We start from the raw sequence: 18,745 nt of genomic DNA, 5'->3' as shown, positions 1-18,745 counted from the left end.
GGTTAGGTGGGGGTGGTTTTGGGGGTGGGAGGGGTCCAGGGGGAGGTGCCTACGACGTTTGTGGCGCGTACCCGGTAGTGGTAGGTCGCACCGCGGGCCAGGCCTGTGTTGGTGAAGCCGCGGCCCGTTACGTGGAACGTCGCCGGGTCGTGGGTGAAGGCGGCGTCGGTGGCGCGCTGCACGATGAACCCGGCGCCCGGTCCGGCCGGTGTCGGCGCCGACCAGCTCACCGTCACGGTCGCGGTGTCCGGCCCGGACACGCTCGCGGTGACGCTCACCCCGGTCGGCGCGGCCGGCCGGGCCGGGGTGGTCACCGCGGCCACCGTGGACCAGGGGGAGGCGGCGCCCAGGTACGTCGTGCGTACCCGGTAGTAGTAGGTGGTGTCCGGCGCGACGGCCGGGTCCACGTGGGCCTCGCCCACGGCGATGGCCGTGGTGCCCGGACCGCTGGTGAACGTGGGGTTGGTGGCCCGCTGCACGTCCACTCCGGTGGCGAAGGAGTGGTTGGCCCAGCGCAGCGCCACCCGCAGCGGCGCGGTCGGCGGCAGCACCGCGGTCAGCCGGGTCGGCGCGGCCAGGCGCACCGCCGCCGGTACGGCGTTGGACCAGGACGAGCAGCTCACCGCGTTCTCGGCCCGGATCCGGTAGTGGTAGGTGACGCCGGGGGTGACAGTGGCGTCGGTGTACCGGGTGGCGGTGGCGGCCACCGTGATCTCGGTCAGCCCGGTGGTGAAGGTGCTGTCGGTGGCGCGTTGGAGCCGGTGGCTGGTGGGTACGGGCCGGCTGCCGTTGCCGGTCCAGGTCAGCGCGATGGAGGGTAGTGCGGTGGCGCTGCCGGGCGCCGGGGTGGCGGTGAGCCCGGTCGGCGCCTTGGGCGCCACGCGCAGCACCAGCGGGCGGCTCATGCCCTGGTCGCGCAGTCCGGCCGAGCGGGTCTGCCAGCGGTACTCCCAGCCCAGGTTCACCAGCTGGTTGACCACGACCGCGGGGCGGCCGTCGACCGGGCTGACCGGGCCGGCGTCCAGCCGTGCGCCGGCCGGGCGGGTCGGGTCGAGCAGCCGTACGCTGTCGCCGATCTTGAACGGCAGGACGGGCGGTACGGGACGCAGCGCCACCACGACGTCCTCCCGGGGGTTGACCCGGACCGTGTCCTTCCACCCCAGCTCGCCCGGGTCCGGCGGGCGGACCGTGCCGTCCCAGCCGACCCGGTTGACCAGTTGCACGTCGCAGCCCTCGATGTGGACCGGGTGGGTACGCGGGGCGTCGCCGACGATCCGCCAGAGCTGCGTGCCGTCGCCGGGCGCGCCGACCGCCACGGCCGGGTCGGTGGCGTGCAGCACCTCGGTGGCCGGGTCGGCCGGTCCCAGCGGCAGGGTGGCCGGGGCGAGTGGCCCGGCGACCGGGTGGCCGACGCCGAGCCGTCCCACCGCGCGGCCGTGCCGGGCCTCGAACACCTGCCCGACCGACTTCACCGCCAGCGGCAACGTGACCGGGGCGGTCGCGCCGGCCGGGGTGAACGTGACCGAGGTGGCTCGCGCGGGAACGAGCGTCGGGCGCGGGGTGGAGGTGCCGATCGCGGCGTCGTACGCGGGTTGCGGCACGATCGGCGGCGGCTGGCTGCGGGCGTACGCCCCTGGTAGCCGGTCGGCGAGCCGCCGCGTGTCGTACGGCTGGGCGGGGGTGCCGGTGACCCGGATCTGGAGCAGGGTACGGGTGTTCGGGCCGTATCCGGGGCGGGTCGGCGGCAGGCCCCCGGCGGCGGTGCGGTCCGGCGCGCCGGTGTGGTGGTCGTGGCGCGGGTCGAACCGGGGCAGCGGCGCGGGGCAGTCGTTGTAGAGGATGAGCGTGCTGCCCGGGGGCACCGTGGAGAAGTCCACCACCACGTCGGCGCGTTCGCCGGGGGCGAGCAGCAGCGCGTGCCCGTCCACGTTGAGCACCGTCGGGTCCTGCCTGTCGTACCGGTAGTCCACCGGCCGGTTGGTCAACACCACCGGGGCGGGGAGCAGGCCGCCCTCGTTGCCGATCTGGATCATCTCGGGTCCGGCTGCGGCCGGGTCGGGCACGCCGCCGTCGCGTCCGTCCGCCGGCCAGTAGGCGGGCCGCCCCGGTGCGCGTACCGCCTCGACCATGGGCACCTCACCGGCGTCCGGGTCGGCCGGGCTGCCGTCGGGCGCCCACATCGGCGCGTCCGAGGCGGCCCGGTAGAGCTGGAGGTTGAGCGCCCGGTCCGCACAGGCGTTGAGGATCCGGAACCGGTACGCCCGTGGCGCCACCTCCAGGTACGGGTAGGCCACGCCGTTGACCAGCGGGGTGTCGCCGTACGCGTCGGGGACCGCCGACGGGTGCGGGACGCCCGGTACCAGCGGCGGCTCGTCGGGGTCGGTGTCGGGGTCGTGGTGCGGGTTCGGCACGGGGGCGACCCACGGGCTGGCGCCGCCGTCCGGGTCGTGGGTCCACGGCCCGTAGTCCCAGCGTCCGGTCGGGTTGGTGCCGGTGAGCCGGTACGGGTTCTGCCGAGGCTGGTAGACGTGCGGGTGCCAGAGGCTGCCCTTGGCGCCCCAGCGGTCCCGGTCCCAGGTGGGGTCCTGGGCGGCGAGCTGCGCGTCGTCGGGTACGAACGTCTTGTCCTCGATCACCAACGGGAACTGGTCGGCGGGCAGCACGCCGTCGTCGACGAGCCGTTCCTCGGCCGGGTCGGTGAGCAGGTAGAGCGCGATCTGCCCGGAGTAGACGGTGAGCCGGGACAGGCCGAGCGTGTTGTCGTGCAGCCACATGAGCCGGCCGCTCTGGTCGTTCGGGAAGTACAGCGTGGTGGCGCCCGCGCCGGGCGGCGGCATGTCCGGCACCGGCGTCAGACCCACACCCGTCAGGTACGGCGTGATCTCACCGGCCGGGGTCACCCACTGCCACGGGTTGCCGGCGCTGATCCACCCGGTCTGCGCGCCGGCCAGGTGCGGCACGGCCCGGTTCTGCGGGTACGGCGCGGGACCGTCGAGCGGCCCGGCACCGGCGCCGTCGACAGTCTCGTCGACCGGCAGGAACAGCTCGCCGGCCCGTCCGGTGGGGAGCTGGTTGATGAACTTGATGCGCACCGGGCGGCCCCGCCGGGCCACGATCATCGGGCCGAGGTGCCAGGGGCGGCCGGGCGGGCTGACCGTGTTGTGCCCGGAGGGGTCGGTGCCCAGGTTGAGCTGGCGGTAGCCGCGCAGCCGGGTGGCGGGCAGGTCGCGGTGCAGGCGCTGCGCGTACTCCTGGAGGCCGATCTCGTAGTAGTCGCAGCCCGGCCAGGTGATGGTGTCGGGGACGGCGACGGGCAGGCGGGCGCCGAGCCCGGCGGTGGCCGGCTGCCCGGGTAGCGGCAGCGGGTCGACGAACTTGCGGATGCCGGTGCCGGGGACCGGGCGGCCGTCCGGGTCGAGCGTGGGCAGCGGGCTGGCGGCGGTGTTCGGCACCGGGCCGAACAGGCGCGGGACGGCGGCCGGGTCGAGGCTGGCCGGGGCCGGGCCGCCGCCCGGTTCCTCGTCGCCGCCGGGAGCGGCCGGAACGGCGGGCGCGACGGAACCGGCGGGCGTCGGGGCACCGGCGGGCACGGGCGGCGTGGTCTCCTCGGCGACGACGGCGGCGATGGCGGCGCGGTCCGGACGTCCGGGCCGGCTGCGGCGGAACAGCACCATGGCTCTCCCCGGTTCGGGGCGCGCCGGCCGACACCCCGGCGTGGCGGGCGTACGCGCTGCTGACGATCCGTGAGCGGTCCACCGCAGCATGCGACGTCACAGGGGTGAGGCGGAAGTACCCAATCGTCCCTATCTCGGCCGATCTTGGGCGTTTGGTGGAAGTTCCACGCCGGGCTGGCAGGCCGGGCACCAGTAGGTGACCCGTTCGCCCAGTTCCTCCTTGCGGATGGCGGTCCCGCAGCGGCGGCACGGCTGCGCCCGGCGGCCGTACACGTAGCTGGTGCCACCCCGGTGCAGCACCCCCGTGGTGCTCTGCGTCCAGCGGCCCCGGTTGGCCGCCAGCAGCCGCTGGGCCAGCGCGACAGTGGCGGGCAGGTCCGGCACCGCGCCGACCGGCGTCCACGGCGACACGCCGCGCAGGAACAGCACCTCGCACTTGTAGAGGTTGCCCACCCCGGCCAGGTTGCGCTGGTCGAGCAGCGCCTCGCCGATGGCGCGCTCCGGGTCGGCGGCGAGCCGGCGGACCGCCTCGTCCGCGTCCCAGTCCGGGCCGAGCAGGTCCGGCCCGAGGTGGCCGACGAGCGACTCCTCGTCGGCGGTCGGCACCAGCGCCAGCTCGTGCAGGTGGTAGCCGACGGCGACCGCGGCGGGGGAGCGCAGCACCACCCGGATCAGGTGCGCCGGCCGCGCGGTCCAGCGCTCACCCGGGGCGTACGCCCGCCAGGCGCCGTCCATCCGCAGGTGCGAGTGCAGCGTCCAGGGTTCGGCGTCGGTGCCGGTCAGGCGCAGCAGCAGATGCTTGCCCCGGCTCGCCGACTCGCGCACCGTCCAGCCGGTCAGGTCGGTGGTGGCGAGCTGTGGCACGCGGAAGTCGGACCCGGTGAGCCGGGCCCCGGCCAGCGCGCGTTGCAGGACGCGCGCGGTGTTCCAGACGGTGTCGCCTTCGGGCACCCCGCCATTGTCCCCTACCGAATGGAATTCGCATGTGTCGCTATTTGTACTGAGGTTCCACTTGATCTGCGGAAACGCAACGATCAGGGGGTTCTGAGGAGAATGCTGATGGCACATCTACGACGTCGCACCGTCGTCGCCCTGACCGCCCTGCTCACCGTGGCCGCCGGACTGCCCGGCACGCCCGCGCAGGCCGCGCCCCCGCCCACCGCCGCACCGGCACGCGCCGCCGCGCCCGGCTCCGAACGCTGGTCCGTCGACCTCGCTGTCGCCGGCGGCGACGACGTCAACGTCGCCTGGCGGTCCGGCCGCCTGCGGCTGGCCGACCCACGGCCCACCGCCCGCACCCGCCCGGCCGCCGTCGCCGGACCGGTCGCCGAGGGCATCCTGCTCTCCGCGCCGCGCGCCCTGGACCGGCCCGCGACCCGGGTACGCGCACAGCTCGCCGCCCGCACCGGCGACGGGGGTACGGCGGTGGCCCAGGTACGCGGCTGGCGTGCCCGCGGCTGGACCGAGTGGCGCGACGCCACCGAGGCGGTGTTCGACCAGCCGGTCAGCCGGGTCCAGGCGCGCGTGGTGCTGACCACCAGCGACTCCGCGTCGGAGGCCACCGTCACCGGGCTGACGCTCGCCGCCGACTCGGTCGCCACCACGGCGGTCCAGCCGGCCGCCGCGCTCAAGTACCGGGTGTACGCGACCCGGATCGGCCTGGTCGGCGGCATCACCGCCAACGGGCACACGGTGCGTACCCGGGACCACTTCGCGGCGCTGCCCACCCGGCGCGGCCTGTCCCCGCGCGGCACCGGCGACTACACGGTCAAGGTCTGCACCACGAGCGGCAGCCGCTGCGAGTACGCCCCGGTCTGGGACGTCGGCCCGTGGAACACCCGGGACGACTGGTGGAACCCGGCTTCGGTCCGGGAGAACTGGAAGGACCTGCCGCGCGGGAAGCCGGAGGCGCAGGCCGCCTACCAGGACAACTACAACGGCGGGCGGGACCAGTTCGGCCGTACCGTGCGCAACCCGGCCGGACTGGACCTGGCCGACGGGACGTTCTGGGACGGGCTGCGGCTCACCGACAACGCGTGGGTGGACGTGACGCTGCTGTGGACCGGTGGCGGGGCGCGGGCCGTGGTCGGCTCCGGGCCGCTGAACCTGCGCGCCGGGGCGAGCACCTCGTACGCGAGCCGGGGGCTGGCTGCCACGTACGCCCACGTGCCGGTGCAGTGCTACGTGACCGGGCAGAAGATCGCCGGCACGTACCGCACCACGACGAGGTGGTACCGCCTGGTGGGCGGCAACTACGTCAGCCACGCCTACCTGTCCTCGATCTACGGCGGCACAGTCCCCCGCTGCTGACCGGTGCCGCCCTCCCCTCGCAGACCTCCCCCGCGATCTTGCAGTTTCGGCCCTCTCGCCGGGGCATTCGCCCCTTGTGCCGGGGCATCAACTGCAAGATCGCGGGGAGAGGCGGGGTCAGGGGTTGGTGATTCTGATCAAGGCGCCTGGGGTGGTTTCGAGGGTGTCGGCGGCTCGGCCGGTGTTGACCGCTACGGCCACCAGGCCGGCGGAGTCGACGTAGACCACCAGGGCGCCGGGTTCGGCGTCGCCGAACGTGCGGCCGTGCACCGCCTCGTGGCCGTTCACCAGGACCCGGGACGGCAGGCCGTCGAGCAGCGCGCCCGGCGCGGCGAGCTGGACGTTGCCGAAGTGGTCGACGGTCAGCACCTCGGCGGTGAGGCCGCCCGGCTCGGTGCGTACCACCGGTTCCGGCAGCCGGACCAGCGCGCCCGGGTCCACTGCCGGTCCCGCCTCGGCCGGCGGCGCGCCCAGTGCCAGCCGCGCGGCCACCGGCGCGAACACGTCCCGTCCGTGGAACGTGCGGGAAACGGCCGGGCCGAGCCAGTCCGGGTTGGTCAGCTCCACCGCGGCGGTCACCCCGCCGAGCGCCTCCGCGGCCGGGACCAGCAGCCCGTTGTCCGGCCCGACGAGCAGCCCGCCGGGCGCGGCGAGCGCGATCCCGCGCCGCGTCGTGCCGACACCCGGGTCGACCACCGCCACGTGCACGCCCCATGGCAGGTACGGCACCGTCTGCGCGAGCACCGCCGCGCCCCGGCGTACGTCGGCCGGTGGGATCAGGTGCGTCACGTCGATCACCCGGACGGCCGGGGCGAGCCGGGCCAGCACCCCGTGGCACGCGGCCACGAACCCGTCGGCGAGCCCGTAGTCGGTGGTCAGCGAGACACACCGAGGGGTGCCGTTCACTCGTCGCCCGCCGGGGGCAGGTGCCGCGCCAGGCGCAGCTCGTCGTGCAGCGGGATCCCGTCCGCGCCGACGTGCGGAATGGTCGGCTTGACGGCCCGGGCCCGGTCCACAGCGCCCGCGTCCACCGCGACGATCCGCAGCCCTCGGCGCTGGTAGAAGCGCAGCGCGCCCAGGTTGTCGTTGGTGGTGACCAGCCAGAGCCGGCCCGCCCCGGCGGCGGCGGCCACCTCCTCGGCGGCGGCCAGCAGGGCGCTGCCGGCCCCGGTGCCGGGCGTCGACGCGGCCAGGCTCACCACTTCCAGCCCGTCGGTGTCGACCCGGTACACCAGCGCACCGGCGAACGCGCCGCCGTCGTCGACCGCCACCAGCGCGGGCAGGTCACGCAGGTCGTAGCGGGTGTCGTGGACCACCACGATCGGCCCGCCCCACTCCCGCTCGTGCAACGCCGTCAGCGCGGCGCGGTCCTCGTCGCGCGCCTGACGTACCCGGATCGAGGCCACCGGCACACCCTACGTTCCCGCTCCCCGGCACTCCGGGCGGTCAGCCGCGCAGGCGCAGGCCGCGCGGGGTGGCGCGGAAACCGGCGGCGGTCAGCGCGTCGCGCAGCGGGGACGCGTTCACGGCCTCGCCGTCGGCGCGTTCCACCGAGATCGCGCCGAGCGCACCGGAGTGCACCGCGTCGGCGAGCGCCTTGCCGGCCGCGCCGAGCGTGTCGGCGTCGTCGGTGAACGACAGGATCGTCCGGCCGCCCCGCTCGACGTAGAGCACCAGGTCGCCGCCGACGAGCACGACCAGCGCACCCGCCTTGCGCCCGGCCCGGTGGCCGGTGGCCGGTGCCGCTCCGTCGCCGGAGTCGACCACGCGCTCGGGCCAGGGCAGCGCCGCGCCGTACGGGTTCGCCGGGTCGGTGGCCGCGAGCACGACCGTCGGCCCGCCCCGGCCCTGGGTGTCGTCGGCGAGCGCCCGGATGCGGTCCACCGCGCCCGGCACCGCGAACTGCGCCGCGCCGAGCCCTTCGACGAAGTAGCCGCGCCGGGCCGCCCCGCGTTCCTCCATCGCGGACAGCACCGGGTAGACCCCGGCGAAGCCGCCGGTGACCTGCTCGGCGACGACCGCGCCCCGGGTCACCACGCCGTGCCGTTCCAGCAGCAGGTCGGCCAGGGCGGCGGCCCGGCGGGTGGGGTCGAGGTCGCGTTCGGGCAGCCGGGACCAGCGACCGGCCATGGTGGGCGGGCCGCCCCGGCTGGGCAGTGCCACCCGGCCCGGACGGCGGTAACGGGTGCGCGGCGCCGACGGCCGGGACCGGTGCGCCCCGCCCGCGCCGAGCGCGGCCCGCAGCGGGGCGAGCGTGTCGTTGGTGAGGTGACCGGCCCAGACCAGATCCCACACCGCGCCGGACAGGGCGGCGTCGTCGGTGGCGCCGACCCGGTCGGACAGCGAGCGGAAGAACAGCGCCTGCCCGTCGGCGAGCGCGTCGAGCACCGACTCGTGCAGCGGGGTCAGCGTCAGCGCCTCGTCCGGCGGTGGGAGCAGCAGCGGCGCGACGTCGGCGTACGCGAGCGTCACCCACCCGTCGCCGCCGGAGATCGCGCCCGCGCCGGCCCACACCACCTCGCCACTTGCGCACAGCTCGTCGAGCTGGGCGGGGGAGTAGTCGGCGACCCGGGCGGGCAGCACCAGGCGTTCCAGCGCGGACGCCGGCACGCTCACGCCCTGCAACTGCTCGACGGTGGCGGCGACCGCCTCGACGCCCCGGGCCGACGAGCCGACCTGCTGCCAGCGGGGCAGGAACGCGGCGAGCGCGCGCGGCGGCACCGGTTCGATCTCCCGGCGCAGGGCCGCAAGCGAGCGGCGGCGCAGCAGGCGCAGCACCTCCGCGTCGCACCACTGGGTGCCCACACTGTCCGGCGCGAACTCGCCGGAGACCACCCGGCCGTTCGCGGCGAGCCGGCGCAGCGCCTGCTCCACCACGAACACGCCGAGCCCGAACCGGGCCGCGCAGGTGGCCGCCGCGAACGGGCCGTGCGTGCGGGCGTACCGGGCGACCAGGTCGGCGAGCGGATCGGCCACCGGCGCGAGGTACGCCTCGGCGACCCCGACGGGCAGCGCCACCCCGAGCGCGTCGCGCAGCCGGGCGGCGTCCTCGACGACCACCCAGCGGTCCTCGCCGGCGATGCGGACCCGCAGCACCCGCCGGGCCGCCGCCAGCTCGTCGGTCCAGGACTCCGGTACGCCCCGCTCGGCCAGCTCAGCGCCGCTCAGGTCACCGACCACGCGCAGCAGCTCGACCACGTCCTCCGCGTCGCGGGGCCGCCGCTGCTCGGTGAGCCAGCGCAGTTGGCGTGCGGTCTCGGCGAGCACGTCCGGGTCTAGCAGTTCCCGCAGGTCGACGCGGCCGAGCAGCTCGCCCAGCAGCCCGGAGTCGAGCGCCAGCGCGGCGGCCCGCCGCTCGGCCAGGGGCGCGTCGCCCTCGTAGAGGAACGCGCCGACGTACCCGAACAGCAGCGACCTCGCGAACGGCGACGGGCGCTCGGACTCCACCTCGACCAGGCGTACCTTGCGGGCGGCCAGGTCGCGCATCAGCTCGCCGAGGGCGGGCTGGTCGAAGACGTCCTGGAGGCACTCGCGGGCGGCCTCCAGCGTGACCGGGAAGTCGGCGTACTCGCGGGCCACGTCGAGCAGTTGCGCGGCGCGCTGGCGTTGCTGCCACAGCGGCTGCCGCCGCCGGGGGTCACGCCGGGGCAGCAGCAGTGACCGGGCCGCGCACTCGCGGAACCGGGACGCGAACAGCGCCGACGTGCCGACCGACTCCTCGACGAGCTGGGCGATCTCGTCCGGCTCGAAGACGACCACGTCGGCGCCGGGCGGGGTGTCCGCGGTGTCCGGCAGGCGCACCACGATGCCGTCGTCGGAGGGCATGACCTGGGCGTCCACGCCGTACCGCTCGGCCAGCCGGCGGCCGATCGCCAGCGCCCACGGCCCGTTGACGCGCGCGCCGAGCACCGAGTGCACGGCGAGCCGCCAGTCGCCCAGCTCGTCGCGGAACCGTTCGACCACCACCGTCCGGTCGTCCGGCAGCGACCGGGTGGCCGCCTTCTGCTCGCGCAGGTAGTTCATCAGGTTGCCGGCGGCCCAGTCGTCCAGCCCGCCCGCACGCAGCGCCGCGACCGCGTCGGCGTCGGACTGCCGCAGCAGCGCCCGGACCCGGGCGCCGATCGCCCGGCCCAGCTCGACCGGGCGGCCGAGCTGGTCGCCCTTCCAGAACGGCATCCGGGCCGCCTGCCCGGGCGCGGGGGAGACGAGCACCCGGTCTGGGGTGATCTCCTCGATCCGCCAGGACGACGACCCGAGCAGGAACACGTCACCCACCCGGGACTCGTAGACCATCTCCTCGTCCAGCTCACCGACCCGCGCGGCCCGCTCGGCGCCGGCCAGGAACACGCCGAACAAACCCCGGTCGGGGATGGTGCCGCCGCTGGTCACGGCGAGCCGCTGGGCGCCGGGCCGGCCGGTCAGCACGTCGGTGGCGCGGTCCCAGACCAGCCGCGGACGCAGCTCGGCGAACGCGGTCGACGGGTAGCGCCCGGAGAGCATGTCGAGCACCGCGTGCAGCGCCGAGTCGGGCAGCTCCGCGAACGGCGCCGCCCGCCGGACCAGCACCGCCAGGTCGCCGAGCCGCCACGGCTCCAGCGCCACCATCGCGACGATCTGCTGGGCCAGCACGTCGAGCGGATTGCGCGGGTAGTGCAGCTCCTCGATCGCCCCGACACCCATCCGTTCGGCCACCACTGTGCAGGAGAGCAGGTCGCCCCGGTGCTTGGGGAAGACGACGCCGCGCGAGACCGCGCCGACCTGGTGCCCGGCCCGCCCGACGCGTTGCAGCCCGGCCGCCACGCTCGGCGGCGCCTCGATCTGCACCACCAGGTCGACGGCGCCCATGTCGATGCCCAGCTCCAGGCTGGACGTGGCGACCACGGCGGGCAGCCGGCCGGACTTGAGCGCCTCCTCGATCTGCTTGCGCTCCTCCCGCGACACGCTGCCGTGGTGCGCCCGCGCGATCACCGCCGGCGCCCCGGCCGCCGCGCCGGACTGCGCCATCACCTCCGCCGGCTGCCGCGGCGGTCCGACCGGGCCGCCGAACGCTGCTGCCCCCCGCCGTACCCGGCCCCCGTCGCCCGGCTCGCCGCCGGACACCGCGCCCAGCCCGCCGCCGTCGTCGAGCCCGGCCCCGTCGCCGGCCGGCGGGCCGTCGGCGCCGGGCAGCAGATCGGATACGCGCACCGGCTCCCCGCCCCGGGCCACGCGGCTGCCCTCCGGGGCGGACGCCGCCTCCAGCTCCTCGGCGGCCAGCTCGTTGAGGCGGGCGCAGAGGCGTTCGGCGCTGCGCCGGGAGTTGGTGAACACGATCGTGGACCGGTGCGCGCGGATCAGCGCGAACACGCGTTCCTCGACCGCCGGCCAGATCGAGGGGCGGCGGGGTGCGAGGCCGCCCAGGTCGTCCTCCGGCGGCTCCTGCTCGTCGAGGCGGGTCATGTCCTCCACCGGGACCTGGACGCTGACCTCGATGGTCTTGTTCGCCGGCGGCTGCACCACGTCGACCGGGCGTGCGCCGCCCAGGAAGCGGGCGCACACGTCGATCGGCCGGACGGTGGCGGACAACCCGATCCGTTGGGCGGGACGCTCCAGCAGCGCGTCGAGCCGTTCCAGGGACAGCGCCAGGTGGGCGCCGCGCTTGGTGCCGGCGACCGCGTGCACCTCGTCGACGATCACCGTGTCGACGCCGCGCAGCGAGTCGCGGGCGGCGGAGGTGAGCAGCAGGAACAGCGACTCGGGCGTGGTGATGAGGATGTCCGGCGGGGTGCGGGCGAAGGCCCGGCGCTCGTCGGCCGGGGTGTCGCCGGTCCGCATGCCGACGGTGATGTCGGGCGGGACCAGGCCGAGCCGGGAGGCGGCCTGGCGGATGCCGGCGAGCGGGGCGCGCAGGTTGCGTTCCACGTCGACGGCGAGCGCCTTGAGCGGGCTGACGTAGAGCACCCGGCAGCGGCGCCGGGGATCGGCCGGCGGCGGCTCCTTGGCGAGCCGGTCGAGCGACCAGAGGAACGCCGCGAGCGTCTTGCCGGAGCCGGTCGGCGCGACGACGAGGGCGTTGCGTGCGGCGGCCACCGAGCGCCAGGCGCCCTCCTGGGCCGGGGTGGGCGCGGCGAAGGCCGCGGTGAACCATTCCCGGGTCGCCGCGCCGAACTCCGCCAGGACACCGCCCGACCCGCCTGACCCGCCTTGCCCGCCTGGCCGGCTCGCCGGGGTCACCTCGTCCGCCACGCTCCCATCCTGCCGCGCCGGTGTGACATCCGGCCCGCCGCCGGACCGTTCCCTCCCGCCCACGACAGCCCGAGAATGGAATGGGCGATTATTCCGTTAAGTCTTACTTAACTGCTTGCTTGTGGGCTGCAACATAAAGTAACTTCACTCGCGATGCGGCGTGGGGTGGAGGCGTGGATGACCGTCGAGGACCGAGGTCTGGGTTCCGGAACCGACGTGCTCATCCGCAAGGTCGACAGTCGCCTGGCCGCGCTCCGCGCCGCGCTGCACGGCCCCGATCTCGAACTGGCCGAGGAACTGGCCGCGCGGCTGCGCGAGATGATCCTGGCGACCGCCCGCTCCAGCGCCGCCGACCGCGCCCGCGTCCGGGCCGCCGTGCACTACTTCGTCCAGCGCCGGGAGAGCCGCGACGCCCGGCTGCCGCTGCGCTCCCTGGTCGCCGCCCAGCGCGCCGTCGACCGCGCCGCCCGCCAGCTGGCCACCCCCAACCCCACCCCCTGACCCCCGCCGCACCCCGCCCTCCCGCCCTCCCGCCGCCCCGGTGATCAAGGAGTTCGTGTCCGGAAGCGCGCCCGATCCCGCCGCAAACTCCTTGATCACCGCCCGAGAGGCCGGGAAGGACGGGAAGGCCGGGAAGGCCGGGTGGAGGTAAGGGTGGGTTTTGGGAAAAACGGCCCGGTTCGGTGCCTCTGTGGCGTGTGATCGGTTGTGACACCAGCGTGTTCTGCGCGCTGTCACCTCGACCGGGAGTACGCGTGCTCGTCCTGCTGATCGTGCACCTGGTGGCGGCGCTGCTCGCCCCGCTGCTGGTCCGCCGGTGGGGTCCGCGCGCCTGTCTGCTGCTCGCGCTCGCCCCGGCCGCCACAGCGGTCTGGGCGGCGGCGCACACCGCTGACGTACGCGACGGCGGCGAGGTGGTCGAGACGTACCCCTGGATCTCGCAGCTCCAGCTCGACGTGGCGCTGCGGGTCACCACGCTGTCCTGGCTGATGCTGCTGCTCGTCGGCGGCGTCGGCGCGCTGGTGCTGGTCTACTCCGCCCGCTACTTCCCGCCCGGGTCGGTCGGGCTGGCCCGGTTCGCCGCCGTCATGGTCGCCTTCGCCGGAGCCATGCTCGGCCTCGTCGTCTCCGACGACCTGCTGCTGCTCTACGTCTTCTGGGAACTGACCACGGTCTTCTCGTACCTGCTCATCGGGCACAGCACCGAGCGCCGCTCCAGCCGGTGGGCCGCCGCGCAGGCGCTCACCGTGACCACGCTGGGCGGGCTGGCCATGCTCGTCGGGTTCCTGCTGCTCGGCCACCACGCCGGGGGCTACCGGTGGTCGGAGGTGGCCGCGGCGCCGCTGCCCGGCGGCGGATACCTGACCGTCGCGGTGCTGCTCATCCTCGCCGGGGCGCTGGCGAAGTCCGCGGTGTTCCCGTTCAACGCCTGGCTGCCGATGGCGATGGCCGCCCCGACGCCGGTGAGCGCGTACCTGCACGCGGCGGCGATGGTGAAGGCCGGCATCTTCCTCATCGGACTGCTCGGCCCGGTGCTCGCCCCGGTCGACGGGTGGCGGCCGGTCACGGTGGTCGCCGGCCTGGTCACGCTCGTCATCGGCGGGTGGGCGGCACTACGGCAGACCGACCTGAAGCTGCTGCTGGCGTACGGGACGGTCAGCCAGCTCGGCCTGCTCACCGTGGTGTTCGGCGCGGGCACCCCGAAGGCGGCGCTGGCCGGCGTGGCGATGCTGGCCGCACACGCCCTGTTCAAGGCGGCGCTGTTCCTGGTCGTCGGCATCCTCGACCACGAGGCCGGCACCCGTGACCTGCGGGAGCTGTCCGGGGTCAGACGGACCGCGCCGGTGCTGGCCGTCGTCGCCACGCTGGCCGCCGCCTCGATGGCCGGGGTGCCGCCGCTGCTCGGGTTCGTCGGGAAGGAGGCGGCGCTCGCCGCGTTCACCGGCGATCCACTGGTCCTGATCGTGCTGGTCGCCGGCAGCGCGCTCACCGTCGCGTACAGCATCCGGTTCCTCTGGGGCGCGTTCGGCGCCCGGCCCGGCGTGCCGGACACCGAGCTGGCCCGGCCGCCCGCCGCGATGCTCGTGCCCCCGGCGCTGCTCGCCGTGGCCGGGCTCGCCGCCGGTCCGGCCGCCGGGTGGCTGAGCGGCCTGTTCGAGCCGTACGCCGAGCTGTTCGGGCCGGTCGAGGAGCACCTGGCGCTCTGGCACGGACCCACGGCGGCGCTCGGCCTGTCCGCCGTCGTGCTGGCCGGCGGTGTGGTGCTGCACCTGATCCGCGGCCCGCTGGCGCCCGCGCTGGCGCGGCTGCGCTCGCCGGTGAACGGCAACCAGGGGTACGAGTGGGTGACGCACGGCTTCGACCGGCTCGCCATCGAGGTCACCGGCGCCACCCAGCGGGGCTCGCTGCCGCAGTACCTCGGCACCGTGCTGCTCGTGCTGGTGTTCGTGCCGGGCGGGGCGATGCTCGCCACCGCGCCGTGGCGGGTCGACCTGGCGCCCTGGGACAACCCGGCCCAGCTCGTGGTCTGCGTGGTGATCGCGGTCGCCGCGCTGCTCGCGGTCGGCGCGCGCCGCCGGCTCACCGCGATGCTGCTCGTCGGCGTGACCGGCTACGGCACCGCGATGATGTTCGTCCTCTACGGCGCGCCGGACGTGGCGCTGACCCAGTTCCTGGTGGAGACCGCGACGATCGCGGTGTTCGTGCTGGTGCTGCGGCGGCTGCCGGAGCGCTTCTCGGCCCGCCCGCTGCGCCGCAGCCGCTGGGTCCGGCGCGGTATCGGGATCGCCGCCGGCGTCGTGATGGCCGGCCTGGCGCTGGCCGCGGCCGGAGCGCGGCGGGCGCCGTCGATCTCCGCCGACTTCCCGGACCTGGCCCTGGTCGAGGGGTACGGCCGCAACGTCGTGAACGTGACGCTCGTCGACATCCGGGCGTGGGACACGATGGGGGAGATCTCGGTGCTCGTGGTGACCGCGACCGGCGTGGCGAGCCTGATCTACGAGCGTTCCCGCACCGGGCCGCGTCCCCGCCGTCCCCAGCCGGTCGCGTTGCGCGCCGGCGACCGGCGCACGGTGTGGCTGCGCGGCGGGCAGGCGCTGCCGGAGCGGCGGCGCTCGATCGTGTTCGAGGTGGTCACCCGGCTGATCTTCCACACCGTGCTGGTCTTCTCGCTGTTCCTGCTGTTCTCCGGGCACAACGCCCCCGGCGGCGGCTTCGCGGGCGGGCTGGTCGCCGGCCTCGCGCTGGCCCTGCGTTACCTGGCCGGCGGCCGGTACGAGCTGGCCGAGGCGGCGCCGGTCGGGGCCGGCACGGTGCTCGGCGCGGGTCTGGGCATCTCGGTCGGCAGCGGCGTGCTCGGCCTGGCGCTCACCGGCGAGGTGCTCCAGAGCGTGAAGGTCAACCTGTGGCTGCCGGCGATCGGTGACTTCTACCTGGTCACGTCGCTGTTCTTCGACATCGGCGTCTACCTGGTGGTGGTCGGGCTGGTGCTGGACATCCTGCGGAGCCTGGGCGCCGAGGTGGACCGGCACGTGGAGGCCGCGGGCGAGGCGGGCCGCGGGCTGGTCGTCCAGCGGGACGGCCCACCATGACGAGGGGGGCGGCCGGGCCGACGCTGGTGCTGGTGCTGGCGGTCGGGGTGCTCGTCGCCGCCGGTGTGACGCTGCTGCTGGAACGCAGCCTGACCCGGATCCTGCTCGGCATCATCCTGCTCGGCAACGGCGTGAACCTGCTCATCCTGCTCGGCGGGCGGGCCGGTGCCGCACCGCTCGTGGGCTCCACCTCGCAGGGCGCGATGAGCGACGCGCTGCCGCAGGCCATGGTGCTCACCGCCGTGGTGATTACGTTCGGGCTGACCGCGTTCCTGCTCGCCGTCGCCTACCGGAGCTGGTACACCAGCGGCGACGACGAGGTGCAGGACGACCTGGAGGACCGGCAGATCGTCCGGCTCGCCGAGAGCAACGAGGTGTCCACGGCGGACCTCGGCGGCGAGGGCCCGGACGACGACCCGGAGCAGGTGGATCCGGAGCCGGCCCGCCGGCGGTTGCGCCGGGACGGGGAAACCACATGAGTGCCCTCGTGCCGCTTCCGGTGGTGGTGCCGCTGCTCGGCGCGGCGCTCACCCTGCTGCTGTCCGGGCGGCCCGGGTTGCAGCGGTGGGTGAGCGTGCTCTGCCTGTCCAGCGTCCTGGTGGTGGCGGCGGTGCTGCTGGTGCAGGCGTACCGGTTCGGGCCGGTGGTGGTGCAGGTGGGCGGCTGGCCGGCGCCGGTGGGCATCGTGCTGGTGGCGGACCAGTTGGCGGCGCTGATGGTGCTCGTCTCCTCGGCGGTGACGCTGTGCGTGCTGCTCTACTCGATCGGCCAGGGCCGGGGGGAGACCGGGGAGACCGCGCCGGTGAGCATCTTCCACCCCACGTACCTGGTGCTGACCGCGGGCGTGACGAACGCCTTCCTGGCCGGGGACCTGTTCAACCTCTTCGTCGGCTTCGAGATCCTGCTGGCCGCGAGCTTCGTGCTGATCACGCTGGGCGGCACCGAGGTGCGGTTGCGGACCGGGTCGACGTACGTGGTGGTCAGCATCCTGTCGTCGCTGCTGTTCCTGTCCGCCGTGGGGCTGGTGTACGCGGCCACCGGCACGCTGAACATGGCGCAGCTCGCCGGCCGGCTGGACGCGCTGCCGTCGGGCGTACGCCTGACCCTGCAACTGACGCTGCTGCTCGCGTTCGGGATCAAGGCGGCGGTGTTCCCGCTGTCGGCGTGGCTGCCGGACAGCTACCCGACCGCGCCCGCCCCGGTGACGGCGGTCTTCGCCGGCCTGCTCACCAAGGTCGGCGTGTACGCGATCATCCGTACCGAGACGCTGCTGTTCCCCGGCGGGCAGGTCGCCACGCTGCTGATGGTGGTGGCCGGGCTGACCATGGTGGTCGGCATCCTCGGCGCGGTCGCCCAGTCGGACCTGAAGCGGCTGCTGTCCTTCACGCTGGTCAGCCACATCGGCTACATGATCTTCGGGGTGGCGCTGAGCAGCGTCGCCGGCCTGTCCGGGGCGATCTTCTACGTGGTGCACCACATCACCATCCAGACCACGCTGTTCCTGGTCGCCGGCCTGGTCGAGGAACGCGCGGGCAGCACCGACCTGCGCCGTATCGGCGGCCTGGCGCGGATCGCCCCGATGCTCGGCGTGCTCTTCTTCGTCCCGGCGATGAACCTCGCCGGCATCCCGCCGTTCTCCGGGTTCCTCGGCAAGCTCGGCCTGCTCCAGGCCGGCGTGGCGGCCGGCGGCACGCTGCCCGCCGTGCTGGTCGCGGCCGGCACGCTGACCAGCCTGCTCACGCTCTACGCCGCCTCCCGGGTGTGGAACATCGCGTTCTGGCGGGAGCCCCGGCTGGCCACCGCCACCCCGCCGGCCCGGCTGCCCGGGCTGATGGTCGGGGCGACCACCGCCCTGGTGGCGCTGGGCGTGCTGTTCACGCTGCTGGCCGGGCCGCTGTTCCAGGTCACCGCGGACGCGGCCACCGACCTGCGCGAGCGCACCCCGTACGTGCGAGCGGTCCTGCCCCGGGACGTGCCGTGACCGACGACCTGCCCCCGGGCGCGGGGGCGACCGGTGAGCCGGCGGGCATGCCCCGGCCCGTGCCCGCCCCGGACGCGCCCGTGCGGCCCGTCGGCCGGGGTGGGCGGCGGCGGGACCAGGCGGTCGCGCTCGCCTGGCTGGTCGTCGCCTGGATGCTGCTGTGGGGCGACGTGTCCTGGGGCAACCTGTTCGCCGGCCTGGTGGTCGGCGTGGCCGTGCTGCTGTTCTTCCCGCTGCCACCGGTCACGTTCGGCGGCCGGGTACGCCCCCGCGCGCTGCTGGTGTTCGCTGCCACGTTCGTCGCGGAGTTGGTCAGCGCCAGCCTGCACGTGGCCGCCGTGGCGCTGCGCTTCGGCTACCGCCCGCGGGGCGCGATCATCGCGGTGCCGCTGCGCGTGCGCACCGATCTCAACCTGGCGCTCACCGCCGAGGTGATCTCGCTGGTGCCGGGCACGCTGATCCTCGACGTCGACCGGGCCGAGGGCGTGCTCTACGTGCACCTGCTCGACGTGCGCGGACCCGAGGACATCACCGCCAGCCGCGAGCGCGTGCTCGCCGTCGAGCGGCGCATCGTGCGCGCCATCGGATCTCCCGACGAGGTACGCCGGCTCGACATCGAACCCGTGGAACGGAGGAACCACCAGTGACAGTCCTGCTCGCCGTCGCGCTCACCGTGCTGCTCTCGGCCACCGCGCTGCTCGCCCTGGCCCGGATCTACCGCGGCCCGTCCCTGCTCGACCGGGTCGTCGGCGCCGACCTGCTGCTGTCGGCGATGCTCGCCGCGGTGGGGGCGGAGGCCGCTGTGAACCGGCACGCCACCACGCTGCCCGTCCTGGTGGTGCTCTCCCTGCTCGGCTTCATCGGGTCGGTGTCGCTGGTGCGCTTCGCGGTCCGGGCCGAAGCGTGAGCGCGAGGAGTGAGCCGGGTTTGCGAGCCCCGCAGTCGCGAACGAAAGGAGGCTCAGC

At 75.1% G+C, this 18,745-nt stretch carries 12 protein-coding genes; 7 read left to right on the top strand and 5 right to left on the bottom strand.

Going from position 1 to position 18,745, the window contains the following annotated elements; genetic code table 11:
- Window positions 1–2: 2 nt before the first annotated feature.
- Window positions 3–3,764, bottom strand: a complete 3,762-nt coding sequence (locus M8C11_RS28545; RefSeq protein WP_374669313.1) for a fibronectin type III domain-containing protein — start codon at window positions 3,762–3,764, stop codon at window positions 3–5.
- Between the two features lie 39 nt (window positions 3,765–3,803).
- Window positions 3,804–4,625: a DNA-formamidopyrimidine glycosylase family protein gene (locus tag M8C11_RS28540; RefSeq protein WP_252454463.1), complete on the bottom strand. Its 822-nt coding sequence runs from the start codon at window positions 4,623–4,625 to the stop codon at window positions 3,804–3,806.
- A gap of 108 nt (window positions 4,626–4,733) precedes the next feature.
- On the opposite strand from M8C11_RS28540, the gene M8C11_RS28535 reads away from it, so the two are divergent.
- The gene (locus M8C11_RS28535; protein ID WP_252454461.1) at window positions 4,734–5,984 is read left to right on the top strand and encodes a hypothetical protein; all 1,251 of its coding nucleotides are present in this window, start codon (window positions 4,734–4,736) and stop codon (window positions 5,982–5,984) included.
- A 117-nt stretch (window positions 5,985–6,101) separates the two neighbouring features.
- On the opposite strand, the gene M8C11_RS28530 is transcribed toward M8C11_RS28535, so the two are convergent.
- Genes M8C11_RS28530 through M8C11_RS28520 form a run of 3 tightly spaced genes read right to left on the bottom strand, consistent with a single transcriptional unit; the run spans window position 6,102 to window position 12,197 of the window.
- Window positions 6,102–6,890 (bottom strand): SAM-dependent chlorinase/fluorinase, encoded by a 789-nt coding sequence (locus tag M8C11_RS28530; RefSeq protein ID WP_252454459.1) that lies wholly within the window; start codon window positions 6,888–6,890, stop codon window positions 6,102–6,104.
- Entirely contained in the window at window positions 6,887–7,390 is a 504-nt protein-coding gene (locus M8C11_RS28525) for a GNAT family N-acetyltransferase (RefSeq protein WP_252454457.1), read from the bottom strand. Before M8C11_RS28525 ends, M8C11_RS28530 begins: the two co-directional genes overlap by 4 nt.
- Before the next feature lie 40 nt (window positions 7,391–7,430).
- Window positions 7,431–12,197, bottom strand: a complete 4,767-nt coding sequence (locus M8C11_RS28520; RefSeq protein WP_374669315.1) for a DEAD/DEAH box helicase — start codon at window positions 12,195–12,197, stop codon at window positions 7,431–7,433.
- A 189-nt stretch (window positions 12,198–12,386) separates the two neighbouring features.
- On the opposite strand from M8C11_RS28520, the gene M8C11_RS28515 reads away from it, so the two are divergent.
- The 6 genes from M8C11_RS28515 to M8C11_RS28490 all read left to right on the top strand — a co-directional run bounded on the left by M8C11_RS28515 (window position 12,387) and on the right by M8C11_RS28490 (window position 18,687).
- Complete coding sequence (locus M8C11_RS28515; protein ID WP_030269802.1) at window positions 12,387–12,710, top strand: hypothetical protein; 324 nt, start codon at window positions 12,387–12,389, stop codon at window positions 12,708–12,710.
- Between the two features lie 254 nt (window positions 12,711–12,964).
- Window positions 12,965–15,799: a Na+/H+ antiporter subunit A gene (locus M8C11_RS28510; protein WP_252454455.1), complete on the top strand. Its 2,835-nt coding sequence runs from the start codon at window positions 12,965–12,967 to the stop codon at window positions 15,797–15,799.
- Window positions 15,796–16,278, top strand: coding sequence for a Na(+)/H(+) antiporter subunit C (locus M8C11_RS28505; protein WP_252454453.1), 483 nt, complete (start codon window positions 15,796–15,798; stop codon window positions 16,276–16,278). The genes M8C11_RS28510 and M8C11_RS28505 overlap by 4 nt, the downstream gene beginning before the upstream one ends.
- Entirely contained in the window at window positions 16,275–17,780 is a 1,506-nt protein-coding gene (locus M8C11_RS28500; RefSeq protein ID WP_252454451.1) for a Na+/H+ antiporter subunit D, read from the top strand. The genes M8C11_RS28505 and M8C11_RS28500 overlap by 4 nt, the downstream gene beginning before the upstream one ends.
- A complete protein-coding gene (locus tag M8C11_RS28495; protein ID WP_252454449.1) occupies window positions 17,777–18,427 on the top strand; it encodes a Na+/H+ antiporter subunit E in 651 nt (216 codons plus the stop codon). Before M8C11_RS28500 ends, M8C11_RS28495 begins: the two co-directional genes overlap by 4 nt.
- The gene (locus M8C11_RS28490; protein ID WP_013284715.1) at window positions 18,424–18,687 is read left to right on the top strand and encodes a monovalent cation/H+ antiporter complex subunit F; all 264 of its coding nucleotides are present in this window, start codon (window positions 18,424–18,426) and stop codon (window positions 18,685–18,687) included. Before M8C11_RS28495 ends, M8C11_RS28490 begins: the two co-directional genes overlap by 4 nt.
- Window positions 18,688–18,745 lie beyond the last annotated feature (58 nt).

Source organism: Micromonospora sp. CPM1, assembly GCF_023896895.1.
Lineage (GTDB): Bacteria > Actinomycetota > Actinomycetes > Mycobacteriales > Micromonosporaceae > Micromonospora > Micromonospora tulbaghiae.
Note: the sequence above shows the minus strand (reverse complement) of the source record. Positions and strands in the feature narration are given on the sequence as shown.

What these genes read in the sequence shown, in the direction of transcription:
- M8C11_RS28545 (WP_374669313.1), bottom strand. Translation starts at nt 3,764, where the DNA reads ATGCTGCGGTGGACCGCTCACGGATCGTCAGCAGCGCGTACGCCCGCC.
- M8C11_RS28535 (WP_252454461.1), top strand. Translation starts at nt 4,734, where the DNA reads ATGGCACATCTACGACGTCGCACCGTCGTCGCCCTGACCGCCCTGCTC.
- M8C11_RS28515 (WP_030269802.1), top strand. Translation starts at nt 12,387, where the DNA reads ATGACCGTCGAGGACCGAGGTCTGGGTTCCGGAACCGACGTGCTCATC.
- M8C11_RS28505 (WP_252454453.1), top strand. Translation starts at nt 15,796, where the DNA reads ATGACGAGGGGGGCGGCCGGGCCGACGCTGGTGCTGGTGCTGGCGGTC.
- M8C11_RS28500 (WP_252454451.1), top strand. Translation starts at nt 16,275, where the DNA reads ATGAGTGCCCTCGTGCCGCTTCCGGTGGTGGTGCCGCTGCTCGGCGCG.